Origin of the sequence: Paraburkholderia youngii (assembly GCF_013366925.1) — a bacterium.
Classification (GTDB): Bacteria; Pseudomonadota; Gammaproteobacteria; order Burkholderiales; family Burkholderiaceae; genus Paraburkholderia; species Paraburkholderia youngii.
In genome coordinates this window covers 3,289,961-3,315,994 of record NZ_JAALDK010000001.1, presented here as the reverse complement: position 1 = coordinate 3,315,994, position 26,034 = coordinate 3,289,961, and the positions used below count along the sequence as shown (strand labels likewise).

Annotated in this window: 27 protein-coding genes; 20 read left to right on the top strand and 7 right to left on the bottom strand. The window is 66.3% G+C overall.

Annotation, left to right across the window (positions count from 1 at the left end; genetic code table 11):
* Positions 1-28: 28 nt before the first annotated feature.
* The gene (locus tag G5S42_RS15190) at positions 29-628 is read left to right on the top strand and encodes a DUF447 domain-containing protein (RefSeq protein WP_176107481.1); all 600 of its coding nucleotides are present in this window, start codon (positions 29-31) and stop codon (positions 626-628) included.
* Between the two features lie 41 nt (positions 629-669).
* A complete protein-coding gene (locus G5S42_RS15185) occupies positions 670-1,413 on the top strand; it encodes a (5-formylfuran-3-yl)methyl phosphate synthase (protein WP_176107473.1) in 744 nt (247 codons plus the stop codon).
* 7 nt (positions 1,414-1,420) lie between these two features.
* Here G5S42_RS15185 and G5S42_RS15180 read toward each other — a convergent pair whose 3' ends face one another.
* The 3 genes from G5S42_RS15180 to G5S42_RS15170 form a co-directional block, all read right to left on the bottom strand.
* The gene (locus G5S42_RS15180; RefSeq protein WP_176107471.1) at positions 1,421-2,011 is read right to left on the bottom strand and encodes an amino acid kinase family protein; all 591 of its coding nucleotides are present in this window, start codon (positions 2,009-2,011) and stop codon (positions 1,421-1,423) included.
* Between the two features lie 162 nt (positions 2,012-2,173).
* Positions 2,174-3,283, bottom strand: coding sequence for a hydantoinase/oxoprolinase family protein (locus tag G5S42_RS15175; protein ID WP_176107469.1), 1,110 nt, complete (start codon positions 3,281-3,283; stop codon positions 2,174-2,176).
* On the bottom strand, positions 3,280-4,323 hold the full coding sequence (locus tag G5S42_RS15170; protein ID WP_176107467.1) for an ATP-grasp domain-containing protein: 1,044 nt from the start codon (positions 4,321-4,323) through the stop codon (positions 3,280-3,282). The genes G5S42_RS15175 and G5S42_RS15170 overlap by 4 nt, the downstream gene beginning before the upstream one ends.
* 16 nt (positions 4,324-4,339) lie before the next feature.
* On the opposite strand from G5S42_RS15170, the gene G5S42_RS15165 reads away from it, so the two are divergent.
* The 12 genes from G5S42_RS15165 to G5S42_RS15110 all read left to right on the top strand — a co-directional run bounded on the left by G5S42_RS15165 (position 4,340) and on the right by G5S42_RS15110 (position 15,894).
* Positions 4,340-5,089 (top strand): HisA/HisF-related TIM barrel protein, encoded by a 750-nt coding sequence (locus tag G5S42_RS15165; RefSeq protein ID WP_176107466.1) that lies wholly within the window; start codon positions 4,340-4,342, stop codon positions 5,087-5,089.
* 295 nt (positions 5,090-5,384) lie between these two features.
* Positions 5,385-6,764, top strand: coding sequence for a molybdopterin-binding domain-containing protein (locus tag G5S42_RS15160; protein ID WP_176107464.1), 1,380 nt, complete (start codon positions 5,385-5,387; stop codon positions 6,762-6,764).
* Complete coding sequence (locus G5S42_RS15155; protein WP_176107462.1) at positions 6,761-8,455, top strand: formylmethanofuran dehydrogenase subunit A; 1,695 nt, start codon at positions 6,761-6,763, stop codon at positions 8,453-8,455. Before G5S42_RS15160 ends, G5S42_RS15155 begins: the two co-directional genes overlap by 4 nt.
* 10 nt (positions 8,456-8,465) lie before the next feature.
* Positions 8,466-9,437 carry a formylmethanofuran--tetrahydromethanopterin N-formyltransferase gene (gene fhcD / locus G5S42_RS15150; RefSeq protein WP_176107460.1) on the top strand — a complete coding sequence of 324 codons (972 nt, stop codon included), beginning with the start codon at positions 8,466-8,468 and terminating at the stop codon, positions 9,435-9,437.
* Positions 9,434-10,270, top strand: coding sequence for a formylmethanofuran dehydrogenase subunit C (locus G5S42_RS15145; RefSeq protein ID WP_176107459.1), 837 nt, complete (start codon positions 9,434-9,436; stop codon positions 10,268-10,270). The genes fhcD and G5S42_RS15145 overlap by 4 nt, the downstream gene beginning before the upstream one ends.
* A gap of 79 nt (positions 10,271-10,349) precedes the next feature.
* Positions 10,350-10,934, top strand: a complete 585-nt coding sequence (locus G5S42_RS15140; protein ID WP_376776878.1) for a cytochrome b — start codon at positions 10,350-10,352, stop codon at positions 10,932-10,934.
* Entirely contained in the window at positions 10,931-11,971 is a 1,041-nt protein-coding gene (locus tag G5S42_RS15135; RefSeq protein WP_176107457.1) for an alpha/beta fold hydrolase, read from the top strand. The genes G5S42_RS15140 and G5S42_RS15135 overlap by 4 nt, the downstream gene beginning before the upstream one ends.
* On the top strand, positions 11,968-12,882 hold the full coding sequence (gene pqqB / locus G5S42_RS15130; RefSeq protein WP_176107456.1) for a pyrroloquinoline quinone biosynthesis protein PqqB: 915 nt from the start codon (positions 11,968-11,970) through the stop codon (positions 12,880-12,882). Before G5S42_RS15135 ends, pqqB begins: the two co-directional genes overlap by 4 nt.
* Positions 12,883-12,958: 76 nt before the next feature.
* A complete protein-coding gene (pqqC, locus tag G5S42_RS15125; protein WP_176110533.1) occupies positions 12,959-13,717 on the top strand; it encodes a pyrroloquinoline-quinone synthase PqqC in 759 nt (252 codons plus the stop codon).
* A complete protein-coding gene (gene pqqD / locus G5S42_RS15120) occupies positions 13,714-13,992 on the top strand; it encodes a pyrroloquinoline quinone biosynthesis peptide chaperone PqqD (protein ID WP_176107454.1) in 279 nt (92 codons plus the stop codon). Before pqqC ends, pqqD begins: the two co-directional genes overlap by 4 nt.
* Positions 13,993-13,996: 4 nt before the next feature.
* Positions 13,997-15,235, top strand: a complete 1,239-nt coding sequence (gene pqqE / locus G5S42_RS15115) for a pyrroloquinoline quinone biosynthesis protein PqqE (RefSeq protein WP_176107453.1) — start codon at positions 13,997-13,999, stop codon at positions 15,233-15,235.
* Positions 15,232-15,894: a response regulator gene (locus G5S42_RS15110; RefSeq protein ID WP_013091038.1), complete on the top strand. Its 663-nt coding sequence runs from the start codon at positions 15,232-15,234 to the stop codon at positions 15,892-15,894. Before pqqE ends, G5S42_RS15110 begins: the two co-directional genes overlap by 4 nt.
* Here the strand turns inward: G5S42_RS15110 and G5S42_RS15105 are convergent.
* Positions 15,864-16,862 (bottom strand): histidine kinase, encoded by a 999-nt coding sequence (locus G5S42_RS15105; protein ID WP_176107451.1) that lies wholly within the window; start codon positions 16,860-16,862, stop codon positions 15,864-15,866. The genes G5S42_RS15110 and G5S42_RS15105 overlap by 31 nt on opposite strands.
* Before the next feature lie 179 nt (positions 16,863-17,041).
* Here G5S42_RS15105 and G5S42_RS15100 point away from each other — a divergent pair, with 179 nt between their 5' ends.
* Entirely contained in the window at positions 17,042-19,429 is a 2,388-nt protein-coding gene (locus tag G5S42_RS15100; protein WP_176107450.1) for a TonB-dependent receptor, read from the top strand.
* A 284-nt stretch (positions 19,430-19,713) separates the two neighbouring features.
* Here the strand turns inward: G5S42_RS15100 and G5S42_RS15095 are convergent, their stop codons facing one another.
* From G5S42_RS15095 to G5S42_RS15085, 3 genes are all read right to left on the bottom strand, one after another.
* On the bottom strand, positions 19,714-20,214 hold the full coding sequence (locus tag G5S42_RS15095) for a lysozyme inhibitor LprI family protein (protein WP_176107449.1): 501 nt from the start codon (positions 20,212-20,214) through the stop codon (positions 19,714-19,716).
* 74 nt (positions 20,215-20,288) lie between these two features.
* Positions 20,289-20,660 carry a hypothetical protein gene (locus G5S42_RS15090; protein ID WP_176107448.1) on the bottom strand — a complete coding sequence of 124 codons (372 nt, stop codon included), beginning with the start codon at positions 20,658-20,660 and terminating at the stop codon, positions 20,289-20,291.
* 357 nt (positions 20,661-21,017) lie between these two features.
* Positions 21,018-22,145: a YVTN family beta-propeller repeat protein gene (locus tag G5S42_RS15085; protein ID WP_217709897.1), complete on the bottom strand. Its 1,128-nt coding sequence runs from the start codon at positions 22,143-22,145 to the stop codon at positions 21,018-21,020.
* 179 nt (positions 22,146-22,324) lie between these two features.
* On the opposite strand from G5S42_RS15085, the gene G5S42_RS15080 reads away from it, so the two are divergent.
* From G5S42_RS15080 to gph, 5 genes are all read left to right on the top strand, one after another.
* Positions 22,325-23,116: a TonB family protein gene (locus tag G5S42_RS15080; RefSeq protein WP_246392001.1), complete on the top strand. Its 792-nt coding sequence runs from the start codon at positions 22,325-22,327 to the stop codon at positions 23,114-23,116.
* Positions 23,117-23,183: 67 nt separating this feature from the next.
* Positions 23,184-23,954, top strand: a complete 771-nt coding sequence (locus G5S42_RS15075) for a MotA/TolQ/ExbB proton channel family protein (RefSeq protein ID WP_176107446.1) — start codon at positions 23,184-23,186, stop codon at positions 23,952-23,954.
* Positions 23,945-24,367 carry an ExbD/TolR family protein gene (locus G5S42_RS15070; RefSeq protein WP_176107445.1) on the top strand — a complete coding sequence of 141 codons (423 nt, stop codon included), beginning with the start codon at positions 23,945-23,947 and terminating at the stop codon, positions 24,365-24,367. Before G5S42_RS15075 ends, G5S42_RS15070 begins: the two co-directional genes overlap by 10 nt.
* A gap of 149 nt (positions 24,368-24,516) precedes the next feature.
* Positions 24,517-25,344 carry an HAD family hydrolase gene (locus G5S42_RS15065; protein WP_176107444.1) on the top strand — a complete coding sequence of 276 codons (828 nt, stop codon included), beginning with the start codon at positions 24,517-24,519 and terminating at the stop codon, positions 25,342-25,344.
* Positions 25,335-26,027, top strand: coding sequence for a phosphoglycolate phosphatase (gph, locus tag G5S42_RS15060; protein ID WP_176107443.1), 693 nt, complete (start codon positions 25,335-25,337; stop codon positions 26,025-26,027). Before G5S42_RS15065 ends, gph begins: the two co-directional genes overlap by 10 nt.
* The last annotated feature ends 7 nt before the right edge of the window (positions 26,028-26,034 follow it).

Sequence of the window (26,034 nt, the reverse complement as noted above, 5' to 3'; positions counted from 1 at the left end):
GGCGCTGTCGGGACAAACGTTCCCAACCATGATCCACGAAACGATCGTCACCACGGCAGCGTGCGATGGCCGTCCTCATATCGCGCCGATGGGCGCGCGCTACGAGGGTGAGCGCATCATCCTTGCGCCTTTCCGACCGTCGGTTACGCTCGACAACATCGTCGCGACGCGCGCGGCCGTGCTGAATTTCACGACCGACGTGCGCATCTTCGCGGGCTGCGTCACGCACTGCGCGACCGATTGGCCGACCGTGGCCGCAAGCCGTGTCGCGAGCGTGCGGCTGGCCGAATCGCTGGCCCACGCCGAACTCGAACTCGACGAACTGCAAGACGACAAAGAGCGCCCGGTACTGGTGATGAAATGCGTGCACCGCGAAAACCACGCGCCGTTCGCGGGCTTCAATCGCGCGCAGTCGGCGGTCGTGGAAGGCGCGATTCTGGTAAGCCGGCTTTTCATGCTGCCGGCCGACAAGGTCGATCGCGAAATGGCCTATCTGCAGATCGCGATCGACAAAACCGCCGGCGACAACGAGCGCACCGCATGGGGCTGGCTCGTCGCCGCGGTCGCGCGATACCGCGCGAATCTGAAAGGGGAGGCCAATCACGCCGCCGCTTCCGCCCATCATTAGGGTCTGTTAGACCCTCAACCCGTTTGCCGCGGAGAATCCCGATGACCGCATTGCTTGCGAGCGTCCGCTCGGATGAGGAAGCATTCGATGCCGCACGCGCCGGCGCCGAGCTGATCGACCTGAAAGAACCGAACGACGGCGCGCTCGGCGGCCTGTCGGTCGGCGCCATTACGAACATCGCGCGACAGCTGCGGGCGCGCTATCCGGTCAAGCCGATCAGCGCGGCGATCGGCGACGTGCCGGCGGATGCGTTCGACGAGATCGCCACGCGCGTGATCGACGTCAGCGACGCCGGCGTCGACTATGTGAAGGTCGGGGTCGCGCGCGGACCAGCCGCGCGGCGCTGCATCGAGCAGCTCGCGAATCTGCCGGCCACTGTCGTGCCGGTGCTGCTGTGCGACGGCGGCATGGACGACGACCTCGTCAGCCACACCGCGGCGCTCGGCTTTGCCGGCCTGATGTTCGATACCGCGAGCAAGGACGGCGGCACGCTGTTCGATCACGTCGATGTCGACTCGCTCGCACGCTGGTTGCGGCTCGCGCGTCAGCGCGGCTCGATGGTGGGCATCGCCGGTGCGCTCGGCTGGGCGCAACTGCCGCAGATCCGCGCGCTGGCGCCCGACGTGGCCGGTTTTCGCACCGCGCTGTGCGCCGACGGGCGCCGCTCGCGGCTCGATCCCGAGCGCGTCGCGCAATGGGCGAGCGCGTTGCATCGGCCGGCTGGCGAAATCCGCGTCGATGGCGGTGCGCCGCTGCCGGGCTCGACGAGCGCGACGCGGCTATAGCCACCGCTCACATCACCGGAATGTTCAGCAAACGGTCGCGCATCAGCGCGACGTTGCTTTTGTCGAGCAGTTCGACCACATAGTTCGCATCCGTCACGTAGTCGACGAACTTGCGGTCGACTACGCCCGACGCGGCCAGCATTTCGAGTGGATCGTCGGCGGCGATCGGACAGGATTTGACGACGATCAGCCGCTCGGCGTTGAGCATCGTCGAAAGCCAGGCGGCAAGGCTGTCGGAGGTCGTGTCCCAGTTGCTCATCGCGTCGGGCGTGTCGCGCATCAGCGCGGTGGGCACCCACACGGCGACGTGGCCGTCGCGCAACGTGCGGCGAATCTTCGCCTCGCTCGACGCGATCACCAGTTCGGGCGACACACCTTGCATCAGCAGCGCGTATTGCGTCATCGCGAGCAGACACATGTTGTGCGCGGCCAGATCGTCGAAGTTCCATTCGCCCTGGTACTGGCGCACCTTGTCCGCGAAATCGCCGCCGCCGGGCACGATCACCACGCGTCCGCCGCCGACTTCGCATAGCTCGCTGAGCCAGTGGCGCAGTGCCGGGTCGTGACTCAGGCTGCCTCCGATCTTGACCACCCACATGACTGTTGTCCTCGCGTCCAGTTGAGTGCCCGGCTGGGTCGCGTCGTTTCGCAACCTCGTTCATCACCGAACTTGTCCCGCTCGCCCAATCGTCCCCACTGTCCCTCTTTGCGCTACTCGTGCGCTGGCGCCCCGTCTTCGGGCGGCGCCGCGCCGGTCAACTCATGCCGCGCGCGCTGCCACGCCACACGCGCTTCGCCGCTGCGCTCCCGGTTCGCGCGCCGCCAGCAGCGCGACCGCCACGCTCGGCGCGCAGGTCGCCGCCCACGCCGCGCTGGCATCGGGCACGCCCGCCAACGCGCCGAAGTCGATATAGCCGCGCGCTTCGTCGCGCGCCAAGGCGGCGACGAGGAAGCGGCCGCAGCCCGCGCCCACCAGCGGCGCGGCCGCGAGCGACGGCTGCGCGGCGACCACGCGCATCAGGTTTGCGCCGATTTCGCGCACCTGCAGCGCCCGCCAGCGCCGCGCAAACTGCAGCCATTCGAGGTCCGACGCGTCGTGCGCGTCGTGCCCGATCATGCGCGCGAGCCGCGCGCGGCTCGCCGCCTGTGTCTTCGGTCCCTGGTCGGCGCTCGGCTGCACGTCGTGCAGCGGGTCCAGTTCGCCCGTCAGCCGGTAGACGTCGGCGGTGGTCGCGAACCATTCGTTCATCACGTTCAGCGTGGCGCCGCCGAATTCGATCCGATGCGCGACGCCGCACAACGGCGTGCGCACGACGCCGTGATACACGAGTTCGCCGCTCGCGAGCCGGCCCGCATCGGTCGCGCCACGCGCGACGACCCGGCCGTCGACGATCGGAATGATGTCGGTAGTGGTGCTGCCGATGTCGATCAGCAGCGCGTTCGCCATGCGGGTAGCGACCCAGCTCGCGGTCGCGAGCCAGTTCGCCGACGCGACCTGGCGCCAGCCGGCCGGGCAGTCGTCGGCAGCGAGCCAGCCGGCGTCGCCGGCGTAGAAACGCAGTGACGAACCGAGCCGCTGCGCGAGCGCGGCCACGATCGCGCGCACGCCTTCGGCGCGGTCCGCGAACAGGTCGACCATCTCGCCGGTCATCGTCACCGCATGCTGCACGGCTTCGGTGCGGGCCTGCGGCCAGCGCTCGAAGACGAGGTCGATCGTGCGTTGCAGATGGTCGAGCCCCTGCCACAGCGGACACGGCCATTGCACGACGTCGAGCACGGCGTCGCTGCCGTCGATGAGCGACACCTTCACGTGCGCACCGCCGACGTCCCAGCCGAACCGCACCGCCGGGTTCGAACGGGCGGGGCTCAAGGACGCACCTCGAATGTGAGCGGATTGGCGCGCGCCGCGCCGCAGCGCTCGAGTCGCACGCCATGCGCGGCCAGCAGCGCGCGCGTCAGGCCGCTGCCGCGCACCGCCGACAGCCCCGCATAAGCGACCGTCAGACGCGGATTCACCTCGATCACGACCGGCCCGCGTTGCGGATGCCACACGACATCGATGCCGACGAAGCCGCGCAAACCCGGGATGGCCCGCGCGACGCGATGCGCGAGCGTGTCGAGCGCGCGGCCCATGTCGCTGTGCTGGTCGATTTGATCGACCAGCACGCCGTCGAACTCGACGATCCGCGCAACCTCGCCCGGCGCGTCGCCGCCGCTCAGCCCGATCTGCTGACGGTTGATGCTGAGCAGCTTGGTCGCGTCGCCGCGGCAGATCAGCGACAGGCTCAACGGCTCGCCGTCGACCCACGCCTGCAGCACCGGATTGCGCGCCGCGGCCGCGCGCGCCTCGTACTCGGCGCAGGCATCGGCGAAGCGCTCGTAGACGATCGTGTCGAGGCCGCCCGCGCCGTCGTCCGGTTTGACGACCCAGCGGCCGCCGTGCTGCGCGGCTGGGTCGCCGGGTTCGAGCGCCGGCGTCGTCGCAATGCCATGCGCGGCAAGACATGCCGCGGTCGCGCTCTTGCTCGACGCGACGCGGATCGCTTCCTTCGCGCAGCCGAGCCACCGGGCGGTGCCGACCGCATCGTGAAAGCGCAGCAGCAGGCCGTCGCATTCCGGCGCGACGACCCACGCGTAGTCGTGCTCGCGCGCGACGCGCGCGACGAACGCCGTCATCGATTCGCCGGGCGCGGCCATACAATGAGCGTCGCCCGGCGCTCGTGTTTCGAAGCGCGAGGTCGCGAACGTGACCTGCACGCCGTCCAGTTCACGCAGAGCGGCGACCAGCGCGTCGCGCATCACGCGTCCTTCGACGATCAGCGCACTCAAATCGGCGAGACTGCCTGCGCCGGCGAGCGCGGGGTCGATGCCGCCGCCGGTGAGATACTCATAAACAAAGATCTTGGTCAAAGGAAAGCGCCCCTCTATGCAGGTGATACCTGTTCTCGATCTGCTCGACGGCCAGGTCGTCCGCGCGGTACGCGGCGAGCGGAACGCCTATCGGCCCATCCAGTCCCGCCTCGTCGCGACGAGCGACCCACTTGCTACCGCCCGCGCGCTACTCGAAGCCAGCGGCGCGCGCACGCTCTATATCGCCGATCTCGGCGCCATCCTGCAGCGCGGCGCGCATGCTTCGACGCTCGCCGCGTTGCGCGCCGCGCTGCCCGGCATCGAACTGTGGCTCGACGCGGGCTTCGCGGACTACGCATCGATGCGCGCGCTGTTCGAGCGCATCGACGCTGCTGTTGATCAACCCGACCGCCGTGCCGCCAATTCCAGCCTCGCGACCGTCGTGCCTGTCTTCGGCTCGGAGACGCTTCGCGAAATCCATGCCGTGCACGCGGCGCAGCGCGCCGGCCTCGCGCCGATCCTGTCGCTCGATCATCGCGCCGGCGAACTGCTCGCCGCGACCGCGCTCGATTGCTCGTCGGCATGGTGGCCGTCGCGCGTGATCGCGATGACGCTCGACCAGGTCGGCAGCTACGCCGGCCCCGACCTCGCGACATTCGAGCGCCTGCGCGCGCAAGCCGCCGCGCACACCACGCTGATCGGCGCGGGCGGCATCCGCAATCAGGCCGATCTGGCCGCCGCGGCGGCCACCGGCGCAAGCGCCTGGCTGGTGGCGTCCGCGCTGCACGACCGGCAGCTCGACTGCGCGCCTTCCGATTCAGCGTAGGCCTTCCATACAATTTCCATGCCACACGTTCTGACAGCGCTGTCTGTAAACGCAACACAAGCCGGACAGTTTGCGTGTGACACTCTGCTCCAGAACGGCACACATTTTGTATGGCGCAGCGGGCCCTTGAACCCGCGCGCCGACGCACGATCGGGCACGCTTGCCGCCGGTACTTCGCGCAGGTCGATCCGCTGAATGCAAAGCGGCATGACCGTAAGCGCGGCCCGCTTCGGCGCGGCGCTCGCCCGCCGATGCGTCGTCCAAAGATCGGCATGGAGCTTGCTAAACCTGGCCCATGCATAGTCCCGCCATCGATCCATCGCCCCCTAGCCCGAGCGCAACGCGCGCCGCGACGCTCACACGCGACTGGATCTGTCCGTTCTGCCCATTGCTATGCGACGACCTGGTCGCCGCTTCCCACGACGACGGCACGCTCGAAGTACCGGACACCGAATGTTCGCGGCTCGCTCACGCACTCGCGCAGTACGGCGCGGCGGATGCGCAATGCGGATGCGTGGTCGATGGCAACGAAGTCGACATGGATACCGCGCTGGCGAGCGCCGCACAGTTGCTCGCGAACGCGCGCCGCCCGCTGTTCGGCGGCCTCGCCACCGACGTCGCCGGCACCCGCGCGCTGTATCCGCTTGCCGCCTCCTGCGGCGCGATCCTCGATCATCTGCACGGCGATGCGCTGACGCCCGCGACGCTCGCGTTGCAGGATCGCGGCGCGTTCTTCACGACGCTCTCCGAAGTGCGCGCGCGCGCCGACCTGCTGGTGTTCTTCGGCTGTCAGCCGTCGCTGCGCTACCCGCGCTTCTTCACGCGCGCGCTGGCGGGCACCGAGCTCGCGCGCGAACTGGTCTTCGTCGGCTGCGAAGCGGACCCGGCGGCGGCCGGTTTCGCGCAAACGCGTATCGACTCGCTGCTGCGCGACAGTGATCCCTATGACACGCTTGCGCTGTGGTCGGCGCTCGCCGAAGGACGCGATGCGGCCGCGCTAAGTCACGGCAATGGCAACCACGCCAACGTGGCAACCGCGCTCGCGTCACTTCAGGCACGCATCGCCAGCGCGCGTTACGCCGTGGTCGTCTATGAACCGGCCGCACTGCCCGCGCCGCACGCGGCGCTGCTGATCGAAGCGCTGAACCGGATCGTCAAGGCCGTGAATCGCACGACGCGCGCGGCATGTGTCGCACTCGGCGGTGACGATGGCGCGCTGACGGTCAATCAGACCGTCACGTGGCTGTCAGGCTTGCCGCTGCGCACGCGCGTGTCGATGCCGGCGCGCGTCACCGGCGCGGCGCCGCTCGATCATGATCCGTACCGCTATCGGACGGCGCGGCTGCTCGCCGAACGCGAGGTCGATGCGCTGCTGTGGATCGCGGGCTTCGCGCCGCACGCGTGGCCCGCGTCGCTCGATCCCGCGCTTGCGCTGATCGTGCTCGGTCATCCGGCGCTCGCGGCTGCCGCCAGCGCACGCGGCGCGAACACCGTGTTCGTGCCGGTCGCGACACCGGGCATCGATAGCGGCGGGCATCTGTTTCGCGTCGACGGTACCGTCGTGATGCCGCTCACCGCCGCGCGTGGGGTGGCGCTGGAAACGGTGGCGTCGATTGCCGCGCAGTTGAACGAACGAGTGAGCGGCCGACTGAATCCGCGCGAGGATCAGCCATGACTCTCGTTCGGCTCAAGGGCGGCACGCTGTTCGACCCGATCAACAACGTCAACGGCGAGCGGCGCGATCTGACGTTTCGCGACGGCCGCATCGTCGATGTTCCCTCCACCATGCCTGTCGATCGTGAATACGACGCGACCGGGATGATCGTGATGGCGGGCGGCATCGATCTGCATTCGCATATCGGCGGCGGCAAGACCAATCTGTCGCGCCTGCTGCTGCCCGAGGACCATCGCGCCGACGCGCTGGGCGAGGCCGCCTACGAAGCCACGCGCGACGACAACGGCCGCTATCTGCGTCTGCCTTCGTGCGGCGTCTGCGCGCCGGGCACGCTCGCGACCGGCTACCGCTACGCCGAAATGGGCTACACGGCCGCGTTCGAACCGGCGATGATGCCGTCGAACGCGCGCCACACGCACCTCGAAATGGGCGACACGCCGATCATCGATCACGGCGCGTACGTGATGCTCGGCAACGACGAACTGTTCCTGCAAATGCTCGCCGCACGCGACGACTTCGAACGTCTGCGCGACTACGTCGGCTGGACCATCGACGCGAGCAAGGCGCTCGGCGTCAAGGTGGTGAACCCCGGCGGCATCTCCGCGTTCAAGTTCAACCAGCGCTCGCTCAACGTCGACGAACCGCACGCGCACTACGGCATCACGCCACGCGACGTGCTGCGCACGCTGACGCGCGCGCTGACCGAACTGCGCGTGCCGCATCCGCTGCACGTGCATACGAGCAACCTCGGCGTGCCCGGCAACCTCGCATCGACGATCGCGACGATGGACGCCGCCGACGGCCTGCCGATCCATCTGACGCATATCCAGTTTCACAGCTATGGCACCGAGGGTACACGCAAGTTTTCGTCGGGCGCACGGCAGATTGCCGAGGCCGTGAACGCGCGGCCGAACGTGTCGATCGACGTCGGGCAGATCATCTTCGGACAGACCGTCACGGCCTCCGGTGACACGATGATGCAGTTCCGCAACGCGCCGCTCGCGCGGCCGCACAAGTGGGTGGTCGGCGATATCGAGTGCGACGCGGGTTGCGGGGTGGTGCCGTTCCGCTATCGCGAACAGAGCTACGTGAACGCGCTGCAATGGATCATCGGCCTCGAAATCTTCCTGCTCGTCGACGACCCGTGGCGCGTCGCGATGACCACCGATCATCCGAACGGCGGACCGTTCACGAGCTATCCGCATTTGATCCGCCTGCTGATGGATAAAGCGTTTCGCGATGAGCAGCTGGCGAAGCTGCATCCCGAAGCGCAGGTCGCCAGCGCGCTGCCGGAACTCGAGCGCGAATTCTCGCTGTACGAGATCGCGATCATCACGCGCGCCGGTCCCGCGCGGCTGCTCGGTCTGCGCGATCGCGGCCATCTCGGCGCGGGCGCGGCGGCGGATATCGCCGTCTATCGCGACGAGCCGGACCGCGAGCGGATGTTCACGTCGCCCGCCTATGTGTTCAAGGACGGCGAACTGGTCGCGCGCGACGGCACACTGATCGCGACGCCGACCGGCGGCATCCATTTCGTCGCGCCCGAATTCGATCGCGGTATCGAGAAAACGCTGCGCGCGTATAGCAACGCGAATCTCGCGAGCAACTTCGCGCACGCCGCGATCAGCGACGACGAAGCCTGCCGCTGCTGCCGCGGCGGCCGGCTGTTGCCCGTCGAATGTCTAACCTGACGCGGCCACGATGAACGCTCCCGCCCCGCTCGAAATCAACGGCACCGCGATCGACGCGACCTTCGCCGAAGCCTTCCCGATGAAGGCGACCCGGCTCGTGATCACCGCGCACACGCCAACGTGGGCGATGCACGCGGCGAACTCGCTGTCGGGCTTCGCGACCTCGGTGATCGGCTGCGGCTGCGAGGCGGGCATCGAGCGCATGCTCGCGCCCGAGGCAACGCCCGACGGCCGTCCCGGCGTCGCGGTGCTGCTGTTCGCGGTGTCGACGAAGGAACTGGCGAAGCAGATCGGGCGGCGTGTTGGCCAGTGCGTGCTCACCTGTCCGAGCACCGCCGTATACAGCGGCATCGATCCGGCCACGAGCCGCGCGCCGCTATCGGACCCCGCGCCGCTCGGCAGCGGGCTGCGCTTTTTCGGCGACGGCTGGCAGATCGCCAAGATGATCGACACGGGGAACGGCCCCACCCGTTACTGGCGCGTGCCGGTGATGGACGGCGAGTTCGTCTGCGAAGACACGGCGGCGACGGTCAAGGCCGTCGGCGGCGGCAACCTGCTGCTGCTCGCGCGCGACCAGGGCGCGGCGCTCGCCGCCGCCGAAGCCGCGGTCGAAGCGATGCGCCGGCTGCCGAACGTGATCATGCCGTTTCCCGGCGGCATCGTGCGGTCGGGCTCGAAGATCGGCTCGAAGTACGCGGGCGCGACCGCATCGACCAACGACGCGTTCTGTCCGAGCCTGATCGGCCTCGCATCGCGCAGCGAGCTGAGCGCGGACGTGGGCTGCGTGCTGGAGATCGTCATCGACGGTCTGACCGACGCCGACGTCGGCGCGGCGATGACGGCCGGTATCGGCGCGGCGACCGGACTCGGGCGCGCGGCCGGCGTGCTGCGCATTTCGGCGGGCAACTACGGCGGCAAGCTCGGGCCGTACCACTTTCATCTGCACGAGCTGGCGGCGGGACTCAACGGGGGACGCGCATGAGCACGACCACGTTGCGCGTGAAAACACCGCCCGGCTTTCGCGTCGATGCGGCCGCACTGTCACCGGCGGCGCTGGCGAGCATGAGCGTGGCCGAGATCGAGCGCAGCGTGCTGCCGGCCGGCAACGAGCGCTGCGTGGTCGGCGACGTATTCGAGGTTTCGCGCGATGACGCGCCCGCATCCGGCGACGACCTGGCCACGCTGCTGATCGACGGCGCCGCGCGGTGGCTCGACCGGCTCGGCGCGCAGATGGACGGGGGACGGCTCGTCGCGCGCGGCCCGGTCGGCGACTACAGCGGCTTCAGGATGAGCGGCGGCTTGCTTGAAATCGACGGCGACGCGGGGCACTTCACCGGTTGCGAAATGCGCGGCGGACGCGTGACGGTGCGCGGCGACAGCGGCGACTTCGCCGCCGGCGCGCTGACGGGCGAGATGGAAGGCATGAGCGGCGGCACGCTGACGATCCACGGCAACGCGGGCGCTCGGCTCGCCGACCGGATGCGGCGCGGCCTCGTGCTGGTCGGCGGCAACGCGGGCGACTTCGCGGCGTCGCGGCTGGTGGCGGGGACCGTCGGCGTGGCGGGGCAACTGGGCGCACACTATGCGTATGCGATGAGGCGCGGCACGCTGCTGCTCGCGCAACGACCCGAGGGTTTGCCGCCCCCGACGTTCACCGGCGGCGGGCACGGTTTCGACGTATTCTGGTCATTGCTCATACGCAGCCTCGCGGCCGAAATCGCGCCGTTTTCGCAGTGGCGCGCGGACCGTCTGCCGGTTCGTTTTACGGGCGACCTCGCGGTCGACGGCCGCGGCGAAATACTGATCGCCGGCTAAGGCAGCTATGTCGCCCAGGACTGAAACGCTATTCGGCAAAAAAGAAACGTCCCGCCACGATGTTGCATGGAGACAGGGCATGACGACAGCGGATTCTCGAAACGCGAAGCCTGATATCAACGTCAACGCAACTGCCAGCGCCGGCGCCCCGCGCTATGCCGGGCTGCTGATCGCGCTGCACTGGCTGATCGCGCTCGGCATCATCGGTCTGCTCGCGCTCGGCCTCTATATGGTCGGATTGCCGAAGGGCTTGCCTGTCAAAGCGACGCTGATCAATCTGCACAAGTCGCTCGGACTGACGGTTTTCCTGCTGGTGCTTTTGCGCATCGTCGCGCGGGTGGTCCTTCACCGGCCTGCCCTGCCGCCGATGCCACCGTGGCAACGCGCCGCCGCGCGCACTACGCAGGGTCTTTTATACGTCTGTATGGTGGCGATGCCGCTCGCCGGGTATCTCGGCTCGTCGTTCAACCGCTACGGCTCGCGCTTCTGGGGCATCCTGCTGCCGAAGTGGGGCTGGGACGACGCGCATCTGCGCGAGCTGTTCTTCGGCCTTCATCATGCGATCGGCTATGCGCTGATCGCGCTGATCGTGCTGCACGTGGCGGGCGCGTTCAAGCATCAGTGGATCGATCGCGACAACCTGCTCGCGAGGATGCTGCCATGACGATGCGAAGCTCGTCGCACCCCACGCAGGCAGCCGCGGCGCTCGAAGTGCATACGCTGCGCACGCGCGATGGCCATCGCGTGTGGTATGCGCTCGCCGGCGCGCGCGACGGCGTGCCGGTCGCGGTGCTGCACGGCGGCCCCGGCAGCGGCAGTCAGCCCGGCGTGCTGCGGCTCTTCGATCTGCAGCGCTTTCGCGTCGTGCTGATCGACCAGCGCGGCACCGGTGCGTCGACGCCGCATGGCAGCGTGCGCCACAACCGCACCGACTATCTGATCGCCGATCTGGAAGCGATTCGCGTGCGGCTCGGCTTCGCGCGCTGGGGCGTGCTCGGCGGATCGTGGGGCGCGGCGCTCGCGCTCGCGTATGCGGGACAGTGTCCGCAGTCGGTCACGGGCGTCGTGCTGCGCGGCCTGTTTCTAACATCCGCGCGCGAAGTGCGCGGTTTGTTCATCGCGTCGCGCAAGCGCGCGCCGCGTGCGTGGTCGAGACTGCGTGCCGCTGCCCGCTGCGACGAGCCTGCAACGCTAGCCGCGCGATGCGGCTCCGGCTTGCAATACGGCGCGCGCGAAGCGCGGCAACGTGCGGTCGCGCTGGCCTGGCGCGGTTATGAAAACGCGGTGCTGGCGAGTGCATCGCCGCGAGGCGCCGCGGCACAACAACGCGGGGCCCAGCGAAACGCACACGATTGCGAACGCCATGCCGCTCGCAAGTTGATCGGCAAATACCGGATTCAGGCGCACTACCTCGCGCATCGCTGCTGGCTCGGCGAAACGCGTTTGCTGTCGCTCGCGCGGCGCGCGGCCACGGCCGGCGTATCGATCGCGGCCGTGCATGGCTCGCGCGATCCGGTGTGTCCGCACGGCAATCTGCGGCGTCTGTCGCGCGCGGTTCCTTCCGCGCGTGTCGAGTCCGTGAGCGCGGCCGGCCATCTGGCGAGCGACCCCGCACTGCATGCACGCGTCGCGAGCGCGCTCGCCGCGATGTTCATTCCCACCATCGACGAGGAGCGCAGCAGCATGCGTCACGCGGCATGAAGATCAAGGTACTCGGCTCGTCGGCGGGCGGCGGTTTTCCGCAGTGGAACTGCAATTGCCGCAATTGCGACGGCGTGCGTCGCGGCACGGTGAAGGCGACGCGCCGCACGCAGTCGTCGATCGCGGTCAGCGCGAACGGCGAGGACTGGCTGCTCGTCAATGCGTCGCCCGATCTGCTCGCGCAGATCGCCGCGCATCCCGAGCTTCAGCCGGCCCGGCGCGCGCGCGACAGCGGCATTGCCGCGGTGCTCGTGATCGACGCGCAGATCGACCACGTGACCGGCCTTCTGATGCTGCGCGAACGCGACACGCCGCTGCCGCTGTACGCGACCGATGCGGTCTGGCAAGACCTGCGCTCCGGCTTTCCGGTCGCGCCGATCCTGTCGCACTACTGTGGTGTCGAGCATCGCCGCATCGCGCTAGACGGCGCGCCGCTCGTCGTCGACGCATTGCCCGGCATCCGCATCGACGCGCTGCCGCTATCGAGCAAGGCGCCGCCGTACTCGCCGCATCGCGAGGCGCCCGAGCGCGGCGACAACATCGGGCTCGTGCTGACGAACCTGCAATCGGGCCAGCGCGTGTTCTACGCGCCGGGCCTTGGCGCGATCGAGCCGCACGTGCTCGCGGCGATGCGCGAGGCCGATCTGCTGCTCGTCGACGGCACGCTGTGGACCGGCGACGAAATGATCCGCCTCGGCCTGTCGAAGAAGACCTCGGCGGATATGGGCCATCTGCCGCAGAGCGGCGCGGGCGGCATGATCGAAACGCTCGATTCGCTCGGCGCGAAGCGCAAAGTGCTGATCCATATCAACAACACAAATCCGATCCTGATCGAAGACGGCCCCGAGCGGCGCATGCTAGGCGAGCATGGAATCGAGGTCGCGTACGACGGAATGAGCTTCGAGCTTTGAAGTGCGCAGTAAAGAGTGCGAAGAGATGAGGTAGCCAGGCGCGGCTGTGAACGACGATAAAACGGAGACGGACGGCATGAACGCGAAAGACATTCAGGACACGATACCGACACGCGATGCAAGTGCGGCGGGAACCCAGCTCATCGACCGGCCCGCCTGGAGCCGTGAGGAATTCGAAGCGCAGTTGCGCGCGAAGGGCACCGCCTATCACATCCACCATCCGTTCAACGTGAAGATGAATAGCGGCGGCTGCTCGCTCGAGCAGATTCGCGGCTGGGTCGCGAACCGCTTCTACTATCAGATCAACATTCCGCTCAAGGATGCGGCCATTCTGTCGAACTGTCCGGACCGCGCGACGCGCCGCCGCTGGGTGCTGCGCATTCTCGATCACGACGGCTACGAAGGCGCGGAAGGCGGCATCGAAACCTGGGCGCGTCTTGCGGACGCGGTCGGCCTCACGCGCGACGAATTGTGGTCGCTCGAACACGTGACGCCGGGCGTGCGCTTCGCCGTCGATGCCTATGTGAATTTCGCGCGCCGTGCGCCGTGGCAGGAAGCGGTGTGCTCGTCGCTGACCGAGATGTTCGCGCCGCAGGTGCATCGCGACCGGCTCGCGAGCTGGCCCGAGCACTATCCGTGGATCGAGCCCGAGGGCCTCGCGTACTTCCGCTCGCGCATTTCGCTCGCGCAGCGCGACGTGCAGCACGGACTCGAAGTCACGCTCGCGCATTTCACGCGACGCGATCAGCAGGAACGCGCGCTCGAAATCCTGCAGTTCAAGCTCGACATTCTGTGGACCATGCTCGACTCGATCGAGAAGGCGTTTCCGCAATGAACGACACCACACGCGCCGACCCCGCCACGCCGCTCACGATCGCGAAGCCGTTCCGCCTGCAATGGGAGCCTGCGCAGAACGCGCACGTGCTGCTCTACCCGGAAGGCATGGTGAAACTCAATCAAAGCGCGGGAGAAATCCTCAAGCGCTGTGACGGCACACGCGACATCGATACGCTGATCGCCGAGCTCGAACAGGCGTTCAACGCGACCGGCATCGGCAACGAGGTGCGGGCTTTCATCGCCGACGCGCATGGGCGCGGCTGGCTGGAGTAGTGCGATGACCGATCTTTCTCAACCAGGCTCTCAACCCGGCGGGCAACCGCAAAGCAGCGCGGCCGCCGCGGTGCCGCCGCCGCTGTGGCTGCTCGCGGAGCTGACCTATCGCTGTCCGCTGCATTGCGCGTTCTGCTACAACCCGCTCGACTACACCGATCACAACCGCGAACTGACCACCGGCCAATGGCTCGACGTGCTGCGCGAGGCGCGCGCGCTCGGCGCGGTGCAACTCGGCTTCTCGGGCGGCGAGCCGCTGGTGCGCGACGACGTCGAAGTGCTGGTCGAAGAAGCGCACGGGCTCGGCTTCTACACGAACCTGATCACGTCGGGCGTCGGTCTCACCGATCAGCGCCTCGGCGACCTGAAGGCCGCCGGGCTCGATCATATCCAGTTGTCGTTCCAGGACTCGACGCAGCAGTTGAATGATTTCCTGAGCAGCACCCGCACGTTCGAGCTGAAACAGCGCGTCGCCGCCGCGCTCAAACGGCACGGCTTTCCGATGGTGATGAACTGCGTGCTGCATCGCTACAACCTGCCGCACGTCGACAAGATCATCGAGATGGCGCTGGCTCTCGGCGCCGAATATCTGGAGCTGGCGAACACGCAGTACTACGGCTGGGCGCGCGAGAACCAGGCGCAACTGATGCCGACGCGCGAGCAGCTCGAAGAAGCCGAAGCGGTAGTCGCGCGTTATCGCCGGACTCATGGCGAGCGCTGCAAGATCTTCTTCGTCGTGCCCGACTACTTCGAGCGCCGCCCGAAGCGCTGCATGAACGGCTGGGGCGCGGTGTTCCTCGGCATCGCGCCCGACGGCGCCGCGCTGCCGTGTCACGCGGCGCGCGGCTTGCCCGGCCTGACGCTGCCGAACGTGAAGGAGATGCCGTTGCGCGAGATCTGGTACGACAGCGACGCATTCAATCGCTTTCGCGGTTTGCAGTGGATGAAGGAGCCGTGCCGCAGTTGCGACGAAAAGGAACACGACCTCGGCGGCTGCCGCTGCCAGGCCTACCTGCTGACCGGCGACGCGGCCAACGCCGATCCTGTCTGCGACAAGTCGCCATTTCACGAGAACGTGGTCAAGATCGTGCGGCACGCGGCGTCGGAATCCGCGGCGACAGCAGCGGCGCGCGAACAGCCGATCCTGTTCCGCAACGACGCCAACTCGCGCAAGCTCGCGGCGGCTGCCCGCGAGCCCGACACCGCCGGCGACAACCGAGCATCACCCGGAGCCCAATCATGAGTGCCGACACCATCTCCGTTCTGCTCGTCGACGATCACGCGGTCGTGCGCGAAGGCTACCGGCGTCTGCTCGAATTGAACGACGACGTCGAGGTGTGCGGGGAAGCGGCCGACGCCGCGCAGGCCTACCAGCGTTTTTGCGCGTTGCGGCCCGATGTGGTCGTGATGGACGTGTCGCTGCCGGGCGCGAGCGGCATCGAAGCGATGCGGCGCATGCTCGCGCGCGAGCCCGATGCGCGCGTGCTGATCTTCAGCGTGCACGAGGAATCGATCTTCGTGCGCCGCGCGCTCGACGCAGGCGCGCTCGGCTACGTGACCAAGGCGAGCGCGCCCGACGTGCTGGTCGAAGCGGTGCGCTCGATCGCCCGACGCGCCGGCTATCTGAGCCCGGACATTTCGCAGGCGCTCGCGCTGCGCACCGCGTTCAACGAAGGGCCGCCGGGGCGTCAGTTGTCCGCGCGCGAGTTCGAAGTGCTGCGGCTGCTCGTGCAGGGCTACACGCTGCCGAGCATCGCCGAAAAGCTCGGCTTGAGTCAAAAGACGGTGGCCAACCATCAATCGGTGATCCGGCAGAAGTTCGGCGCCGACAACGGCGTGCAGCTCGCGCAGATGGCAAGCCGCCTCGGACTTCAGTTCACGGGCTCGGCCAGCCCCGCTTGAGCGGATACGCGCGCGCAGAACAGAAAACCGCGCTGCGGCTCGCTCGCGACGTGAAACTCGCCGCCGAGCGCCTCGACGCGCTCGCGCATGCCGATCAGCCCGAGCCCGCTGCGCGGCTTCGTCAGATCGGTGCCGGGGCCGTCGTCGGCCATCGTGACGACAATCTCGTCGATCTGCGTGCCGTTGTCTTCGCGCGGCGCGCGCACCATGAACAGTTCGACGCGCGAGCGGCGCGCGAACTTCGACACGTTCGTCAGTCCTTCCTGCACGAGCCGGTACAGCGTGATCGTCAACGCATCGCTGAGGCCGCTGAAATCGCCTTCGATCGTCACCGAGAATGACGCCTCGGGCAAACGCTCGCGCCAGCCGTCGACGCAATGTTCGAGCGCGGTCGGCAAGCCGAATTCGTCGAGACCGATCGGCCGCAGGCGGCGGATCATGCCGCCGATCTCCCGGTACACATGCGTCGCGCTTTGTATCAGCCCGAGCGCGATGCGATGAATCTCCGGCTCGCGCTCGCCCGATAGATCGCGGATGCGCGCCGCGTCGAGCGACATCGCGTTAAGGTATTGACCCAGCTCGTCGTGCAGCTCGCGCGCCATATGGCGGCGCTCGAGTTCCTGCGCCTGCAGCGCCTGACTGGCGAGGCGCCGGTTGTCGGCGAGCAGTCGTTCGGCCTGTTCCTCGAGCATGCGGCGATGGCGCGCTTCGCGGCGCGCATCGCTATAGCGTCGCCACGCGAACCATGCGAGCGCGATCGAAAGCACGAACAGCGTGCCCGGCAACTCATCGAGCTGGAAGCGCTCCATGCCGCGCGTGAACCGGTAGATCTTCTCGCTCAGATCGAAGGCGGCGCCGAGCGCCGCCGCGAGCACGGTCACGGCGACGACCCAGCCGAGGTCGCGCCATATCGGTGACGATGGCGGTGGACGGCCAGCAGAGGAGGAATGGATCGGTTCGCTTGACATGACGCTTGCATTCTACTCAGCGCCGGCACGCGCAGCGGGTTTCGCGCGAGTTTGGGAACGCTTCCCCGGCAGATCGGGAAAAGCTCCCGCGCGGCTTACAGACGTGTATGCGAAGCTTTACACCAACGTCGAACAACGCGCGACACGCGCGCATAACAAGCCGGCAGGAGACAACAACGATGAGCATGCGATCTCAAGCACGCCGCAAACGCCGGCTTCAGCGGCGCGCCGGCATCACCTTCTGTGTGGGGGGCGCGCTCGCCGGTTTGTCCACGGGCGTATGGGCGCAGGGGCAAGCCGAGCCGCCGGTCGCGGCGTCGGCGTCGGCGCCGGCTTCGGCGTCTTCCGCGGCGCCTTCCAAGGCCGCCGACGACAACGCCACCAACAACACGACACCCACCACGACCCTCGCGCCGATCGTCGTCGTAGGCACCACGCCGTTGCTCGGCATCGGCACGCCGCTGACGCAAGTGCCGGCCAACGTGCAGACGGTCCATGCGGCCGATATTCAACGACAGGGACGCCAGACGCTTACCGATTACCTCGCGGCGAATCTGCCTAGCGTCTCGATCTCCGACGCTCAGGGCAATCCGTATCAGATGAACCTGTTCTATCGCGGCTTCACTGCATCGCCGCTGCTGGGCACGCCGCAGGGCTTGTCGGTATTCGTCGACGGCGTGCGCGTGAACGAGCCGTTCGGCGACGTCGTGAACTGGGACCTGATACCGCAACAGGCAATCGACACGATGCAGCTGATCCCCGGCTCCAATCCGACCTTCGGCTTCAACACGCTCGGCGGCGCGCTGGCGATCACGACGAAAAACGGCAAGGACAACCCGGTCGGCGAGGCCGAAATACAGGGCGGCTCGTGGGGACGCAAGGCCGCGCAGATCGAACAGGGCGGCACGATCGGCCAGAACCTCGATTACTACTTCACCGCCAACGCCGCGAACGACAACGGCTGGGCCGAGCAGAACGAGAGCCGCATCCGCCAGGCATTCGGCAAGCTGCGCTATACCGACGCCGACACCACGCTGTCGTTGTCGGCCGGTGGCGCGGACAACGATCTGCACGGCGTGCAAACTATTCCGCGCTCGTTCCTCAACAACCCGAAGCAACCGTACACGTATCCCGACCGGAATCAGAATAGCGTCGGCTACCTGACGCTGTCGGGCGATCATTACTTCAACGACAACGTCGAGCTGAGCGGCAACGCGTATTACCGACACTTTCGCAATGCCAATACCAGCAGTAACGTCAACGAAAACTTCGGCAAGATCGGGGACGACGGCGACGTCGATACGTTGCAGGCGACCAACGTGCAATCGACCGTGACGACCGACAGCTACGGCGCGAGCTTGCAACTGACGCTGCTCGGCAAGCTCGGCGGCATGAAGAACCAGTTCATCGCGGGCATGGCCGTCGATGCCGCCAATTCGCACTTCACGCAGTCGTCGCAGGACGCGATGTTCACCGATTCGCGCGCGACGGTCGGCATCGGCAATTTCGAACCGCAAACCAACGCGAACACGCACAACACGAACTACGGCATCTACCTGACGGACACACTGTCGCTGACGCCGCAGTGGTCGCTGACGCTGTCGGGCCGCTACAACTGGGCCGATGCGACGATCGGCGACGAATCCGGCACGCAGCCGCAGCTCAACGGCCACCATACGTTCTCGCGCTTCAATCCGGCGGTCGGCATCAACTGGAACCCGACGCCTGCCTTCACCGCCTATGCGACCTACAACGAGGGCATGCGCTCGCCGACCGCGATCGAACTGGCCTGCGCCGATCCGAACGCGCCATGTTCGCTGCCGAACGACTTCATCTCCGATCCGCCGTTGCAGCCGGTTATTTCGAAGACCTATGAAGTCGGGGCGCGCGGCAGGATCGGCGGCAACACGACATGGAGCGCCGCCGCTTACAGCACGACGCTCGACAACGACATCCAGTTCATCAGCAGTAACGGTGCGGGCAGTTCGCAGGGTTTTTTCCAGAACGTCGGGCGCACGCGCCGGCAAGGCGTCGAACTGGCAGGGCAGACGAAATATGGTCCGCTCACGGTGACCGGCAGCTATAGCTACGTCAACGCGACCTACCAGTCGACATGGGTCGAAAGCAGCCGCAGCAATTCGAGCGCCGACGCGAACGGCAACATCACCGTGCATCCCGGCGACCACATCCCGAGCATTCCGGCGACGACCGTCAAACTACGGCTCGATTACGCGGCCACCTCGAAATGGCGAATCGGCACGAACCTGACGTGGCGCGGCAGCATCTACGCGCAGGGCGATGAGAACAATCAGGACGTGAATGGCAAGATCTCCGGCTATCTGCTGATCGATATGGACACTTCGTATCAGGTGACGAAACAGTTGCAGGTGTTCGCATCGGTGTCGAACCTGCTCGATAAACGCTATGCGAGCTTCGGCGCGCTGGGGGCGAACTTCTTTACCGGGCCGGGGAATACGTTCAACGGCGCGAATCCGGTCAACGAGCAGTTCGTCGGGCCGGGGGCGCCGAGGGGGTTTTGGGTGGGGATGAGATATGGGTGGAAGTAGAGGTGGATTGCGTGGTGGGATCGGATGGCTTCGGTCTTGCGGTCGCTTGGGGGTTCTGCACGAGCGCAATGCCGGCAAAGCGGCGCGGACCAGTCGTCTTCGCTATAAAGCAACCAGTTCGCCTGCGCCTTTTTTAAATAGGGTAATGCTGCAGGCTCCCCATAGGCATCCATAGATGGACTGTGAAGAATAGGTCGCCTGCGACATAATGAATAGCAGAAAAACATACTAGTGCTGCGCATCATAAATTCCCGTTTCAAATAGCTTCGCCGAAACGGGACTTTTTAGTGAACACTCCAATCTTTGAGCAATTTCGCCAACTCGTTTACGCGCGTTTGCGTAATGTCAGTCATACATCCCCAAAAATATATATCGCGCTCTGCCGCCTCGCCCATCATATATGTTTCGGCATAACATTGACTGTCACGGAACTTCATCCAAGAAACTTGCGCCGAAACGAAATATGGCATCGCCAATGGTTTCTCATCATAGGTTTTTAAAAAATTATCTCCCCGCTCAAATCGCGCCGTAACAGCCTTAAGCTTGTCATCCAGTCGCACCTTTGCACGCTCAAATTCCCGGTGTTGGCATTGAGCTAGATCATCATTCGTCGCATGCTCTCCGCTCTTGCACAAACGATCAATTTCCTTTTCCGAGTGGCCGGAGAAATACGTCGCCGATGATTGGATCTGCTTGTAATCGAACTCCCCCGAATAAACGGTGGCCGCTATTGAGAAGATCGGCCAGAATGCAATCGCCGCGATAAGTTTAGTGTGATGAGTCATAGATCCCTGCCTCGAACATTTCTGCCTCACGGTGACGACGCCTGAGCAAGCCCTTAACTAAGCGACCCTGATGGTCATGGCTGTAAGTTCTCATCTTGTCGCCAACCATGCTTCAACTCGCCCGATGGGAATCGGACCGTATAGAGAGTATCGGAAAGCGCGCGCCCGTTCGGGTCCCAAAGCGTGAACTGTTCATCGAAACGCTTCTTTGATCGTTCGCGACAATTGCACGCCCATGCAACGCCCAGCGCTTCTGCCATGGCATAACCGCTTTTCAGCTTACGAACCCTCTCAAACGGAAAGAACTCCCCGGTTTCCATGTTCAAGGCCTGTGCGGACGGCATCGGCGGGAACTTGGAATAAATAGAAAAGATAATGCTGCAAACTCCGCATTCTTCCTCGACTGTCCAATCCGTCCCACTGCTTTGCTGCATCTGTTCCTCCATTGCACTCCTCATGAGTTTTCTGGCATTGCTACGAGAATTAACCATCGAAACGGACCACGGCCAACGACTTTAATTCGGGATAAGCCCGTTTTTACAAAAATTGACGCTATTGGTTTCGGATAACTCGTTTCTATTGCATATTTCTGCGTGTGCGGAATCGGGATTTAGGCAGGACAGGAGACTTGCCCCCGAGCTGTTGAGCATGCCCGGCACACGTAAAAAAGCCGCCCCTCTCAGGCGGCTCATTTGTGCCCGTTCTCGTAGAGCGGTACAAGACAGGAAGTCAATACCAACTCAGCAACGCAAAGCCAACAGACCTCGAAAAGATCTGCAACAGCCTCTTCGCCAGCATCCCACTCAATGCGATTCGATCGACCCATCGCTATGCGGATACGTGACGATGCCCCACGCGAGCGGCAGTTCACCGATCTGCTTGAGCGGCTGATAGCTCTTCGCGTCGAGCACGTACACCGCGTCGGAGCGCCCGCACGCGACCATCAGCTTCGAGCCGTCCGGCGTAAAGCTGAAATGCCAGCAGCGCTGGCCGACCGGCACATCGGCGACATGTTCGAAGGTGTGGCCGTCGAACACCTGCACGACCTTGTCGCGCGCAGCAGCCACGAAAAGCCGATGACCGTCCGGCCCGAACGCGACGCCATAGGGCCCAAGTTTGGTATCGACGGTCTTGACCACCTCGAACGTGTGCGCGTCGATCACGACGAGCTTGCTGAGCGACTCCAGCGTGACCACATAGTGCTTGCCATCGGGCGACAGCCGGATGCCGCGCGGCCGCCCGCCCGCCGCGAGCTTCACGGTCCTGATCGGCGCGCCGGTTCGTGCGTGATAGATCGACACCGTATCGTCGCCTTCGTTGGTGACCAGCATCATCTGACCGTCGCGCGAGAATTCGATGCCTTCGGTTTCGTGGCCGCTCGTGACCGAGCGGATCACGTGCCAGTTCTTCATATCGATGATCGCGATTTCAGCGGGCGGCTTGTTCGCGTCGTCGTCGTCCGCGCCGGGCTTGCCGCCCGCGTTCGCTTCGGGCTTGTTGTCCCCTTTCGCGTCGGGTTTGCCTTCCGGTTTCGCTCCCGGCGGCCCGCCATCCTCGCCGGGCTCGTAGGTCACGTACGCGTAGCCGTTGCGCACCCGCACATATTCAGGGTTTTTGCCGATCTTCACGCGCTTGACGACCTTGCCGGTGGCGGTGTCGATCACCGCGAGATCGTTGGTGTTCTTGTTGGCGACCAATAGACGCGTGCCGTCGGCGTTCAGGCTCAGGCCGCGCGGGCCGTCCGCGCCGACCGGAAAGGTCTGCGCAAGCGTCATCTGGTCGAGATCGATCACGCCGACGCCGGCCTTCTCGCTCGTCACGTAGGCGAGCGGCGCGGCCGTGGCATGCGCGGCGCTCGCGGCCAGCACGAGCGCGCAAGCCAGCGCGAGGGAACGGCGTGGCGGTCGGGGGGGAATCCGTGTCTCCAGCATCGTTGTACTCCGTGTTGATATGGCGGCGCCGCGATGGTTCGCGTCATCGTTTCAAGGTAGCCCACCGGGTGATTGTTTGACAACGCGGATCGGCGGGAGATTTTCCCGAATTGCTTCGCGCCGTCCGTCGCGGGTTTGAAAAGCGGGGTCCACGGAGGACAATGACCGCGGAGGTGGCGATGATGCTGCAAGTTGCCGTGGTGCACCCAGCAAGTTCTGCGAATCCCGCGGCCGGCTACCGTCGCGCGGCGATCGTGCTGGGCGCCGTGATCGTCGCGCACCTGCTGCTGCTTGCCATCGCATTGAGCGCACGCAACCGGATCGTCGAGCGTCCGGTCGAGCCGCGCACGATCACCGCGTTGCTGCTGAGCCCCGAGCCTCCCGCTCCGGTTGTTTCATCACCCACGCCGCCCCCGCCAGCCGCTGTCGTCCCGCCGGCACCCACGCCAGCCGTCACGCATCCCGCCGTGCACCCCAAACCGGCGCCGCAGCCGCGCGCGCAGGTGCCGCATAGTGTGGAAAAGCCTGTGCCGACACCGTCTCCGACACGCGAAAGCACCACGCAGCCCGTCACGCAAACCGCCGCGCCATCGGCGGCGCCGCAGGCCGCCGTGCCCGCCACGCCAACGGCCGCCGCGCCGTCGGCCGCATCCGCTCCCGCCGCTCATCCGGCGGTGCCCGCGTCGACCGAGCCGCGCAACGTGGCGCATGTCGACTGCTCGATTCCGAAGCCCGACTATCCCGACGTCGCGAAGCGGCGCGGCGAGCATGGCACGGCGATCGTGCGCTTCGTCGTCGGTCTGAGCGGGCATATCGAAACAGCGCAATTGCAATCCAGCAGCGGCTCGGCTCGGCTCGACGACGCGGCGCTCGCCGCCGTGCATGCGGGTGCCTGCCAGCCCTACACCGAAAACGGCACGCCGGTGCGCGCCGCGTATTCGCAGTCGTTCGTATTCGGACTGACCGAGTGACCGAGTGACCGAACCGATGTAACCGAACCGCCAAACAGACCACCGACACCAACCGAAGGAACTCGCCATGCAACATTACGGAATCGCAAACGTATGGGATTCGGGTGATTTCGTCACGCGCGGCATTCTGTGCGTGCTCGTGATCATGTCGGTGCTGTCGTGGACGGTGATCATCGTGAAGCTGTGGCAAGTGGTCCTCCTCAGGCGCGTGACCAGCCAGAGCGACGCGCGCTTCTGGAGCGCGGACCGCTTCGACGACGGGCTGCACGCCCTCGGCTACCCGGATTCGAGCGCGCACGACAATCCGTTGCTCGCGCTCGCGCTGGCGGGCCATGAAGCCGCGACGCATCATCGGCAGACGCAGCAGCAGTTGCACGACCGCATCGATGTGTCCGACTGGATCACCCGGCGTCTGCAGGACACGATGGACGAAACGATCGCACGTCTGCAAAGCGGCCTCGCGATTCTTGCTTCGATCGGCAGCACTGCGCCTTTCGTTGGGCTGTTCGGCACCGTATGGGGCATCTACCATGCACTGATCGTGATCGGCGAGACCGGTCAGACGTCGATCGATCATGTCGCCGGCCCGGTCGGCGAGTCGCTGATCATGACGGCGTTCGGGCTCTTCGTCGCGATACCGGCCGTGCTCGGCTACAACGGACTGACGCGCGCGAACCGCTCGATCGTCGCGCGCCTGAAGCGCTTCGCGCACGGCTTGCATGCGTACTTCGTGACCGGTGCGCAATTGCCGTCGAGCGCCGGCCCGCAGATGCGCGTGGTACCGCGCGGCACCAACGCGACGAACGCAACTCGCGACGGAGACCTCGAATGGCAATGAGCCCTTTCTCCGACGACGACGATCAAGGTCTGATGAACGAGATCAACATGACGCCGCTCGTCGATGTGATGCTGGTCCTGCTGATCATTTTTCTCGTCACCATTCCGGCGCTGCAACACGCGGTCAGGATCGATCTGCCGCATGCGAGCAGTCAGCCGGAAGCGGTCAAGCCCGCGCATGTGGACGTCGCGGTGCAAGCGGACGGCACGGTGCTGTGGGACGGTCAGCCCGTGACCGACGACGGCTTGCGCGCGCGCATCGCGCAGGCCGCCCTCGCGACGCCGCAGCCGGAGCTGCATTTGCGCGCCGATCGCAAGGTGCCGTACGAGCGGGTCGCGATCGTGATGTCGGCGGCGCAAAGCGGCGGGCTGACGAAGCTGGGCTTCGTGACCGATCCGCAGCTGGGCAAATGACGCGGCGCGGCGCGCATGTTGCGGCGTGCTCGTCGGCACATAATGCAATGCTTAGCGACGGCGAAAGAATCTTTGAATTTGAGTCGGCGGATGGCTCGGCTATCGTGGTGCGTGTCTGAACGGCACCCCACCCTCGCGAGGACCGCACGATGCAAGCCCTTATCTTCGACGTCGACGGCACGCTCGCCGACACCGAGACCGCTCATCTGCAAGCGTTCAACGCCGCGTTTGCGGAAGCGGGCCTCGACTGGTTCTGGGACGAAGCGCTCTATTCGGGCCTGCTGAAAGTGGCGGGCGGCAAGGAGCGTCTGCTGCATTACTGGCGCACGGTCGCGTGCGAGGAAGCCGCGGGCCCGCGAGCGCGAGAGGCCGTCGACGCGCTGCACGCACTGAAGACGCGCCACTACACCGAGCGCGTGCGCGAGCGCGGCGTGCCGCTGCGACCCGGCATCACGCGTCTGATCGACGAGGCGAACGAGGCCGGCCTGCGCGTGGCGATCGCGACGACCACGACGCCCGCCAACCTCGACGCGCTATTGCACGCGCATTTCGGCGCCAGCTGGCGCCATCGCTTCGCGGCGATCGGCGACGCCGGCACCACGCCGGCGAAAAAGCCCGCCCCCGACGTCTATCGACACGTGCTCGAACAGCTCGGCTTGCAGCCCGCAGCCTGCCTCGCCTTCGAGGACTCGCGCAATGGGTTGCTCGCGGCGCGCGCCGCGCGCGTGACGGTCGTCGTCACGCCGAGCACTTTTAACGCGCATGAGGACTTCGATGGCGCGCTGGCCGTGTTGCCTCATCTCGGCGATCCGCATGCGCCGATCGTTCCGATGGTGCGCGGCGAATGGCATCGCTGGGTGGATCTGGCGACACTGCGTCGCTGGCATGAAGACGCCACACGGCGTCCCGATTCGGCCGCGCGCGGCGCACTGAACGCGGACCAGGCGAACGCGAACGCGAGCGCGTCATGGCGATGAACCGCGGCTACCACGCTGTCCTGATCGATCTGGATGGCACGATGGTCGATACCGCGCCGGACATCGTCGCGGCCACCGGCCTGATGCTGAAAGACTTCGGCGCCGAGCCCCTGCCGTCAGGCATGGTGACCGGCTTCATCGGCAACGGCGTGCGCAAGCTCGTGCAACGCTCGCTGAACGCGGCGGGCCTCGGCCAGCATGTCGAACTGGAGCACGCGCAGCACATATTCGAGCGGCATTACGCGGTGACCAACGCGGAGCTGGGTCGGGTATATCCCGGCGTGATGGCCGGGCTGCACGCGTTGCGGCAGCACGGGTACCGCTGCGCGTGCGTGACCAACAAGCCGCAGGCGCTGGCGGCGGCGCTGCTCGACAAAACGGGGCTCGCCGCTCATCTGGACGGGCTGATCGCGGGCGACACCGTGGCGAGCATGAAGCCGTCGCCCGAACCCCTTTGGCACGCGTGCCGGCTGCTCGACGCCGAGCCCGAACGTTGCGTGCTGGTCGGCGATTCATCGGTCGATGTCGCGGCGGCGCGCGCGGCCGGTCTGCCGGTCTTTATCGTCAGCTATGGCTATGGCAGCGCGAGCGGCGCCGACATGCCGCGTTGCGACGCGCTGATCGATTCGTTCGAGGCGTTGCCGGCGATTCTGGCGCAAGCGCGGCCGGCATTGCGCGCTTGATTCCAGC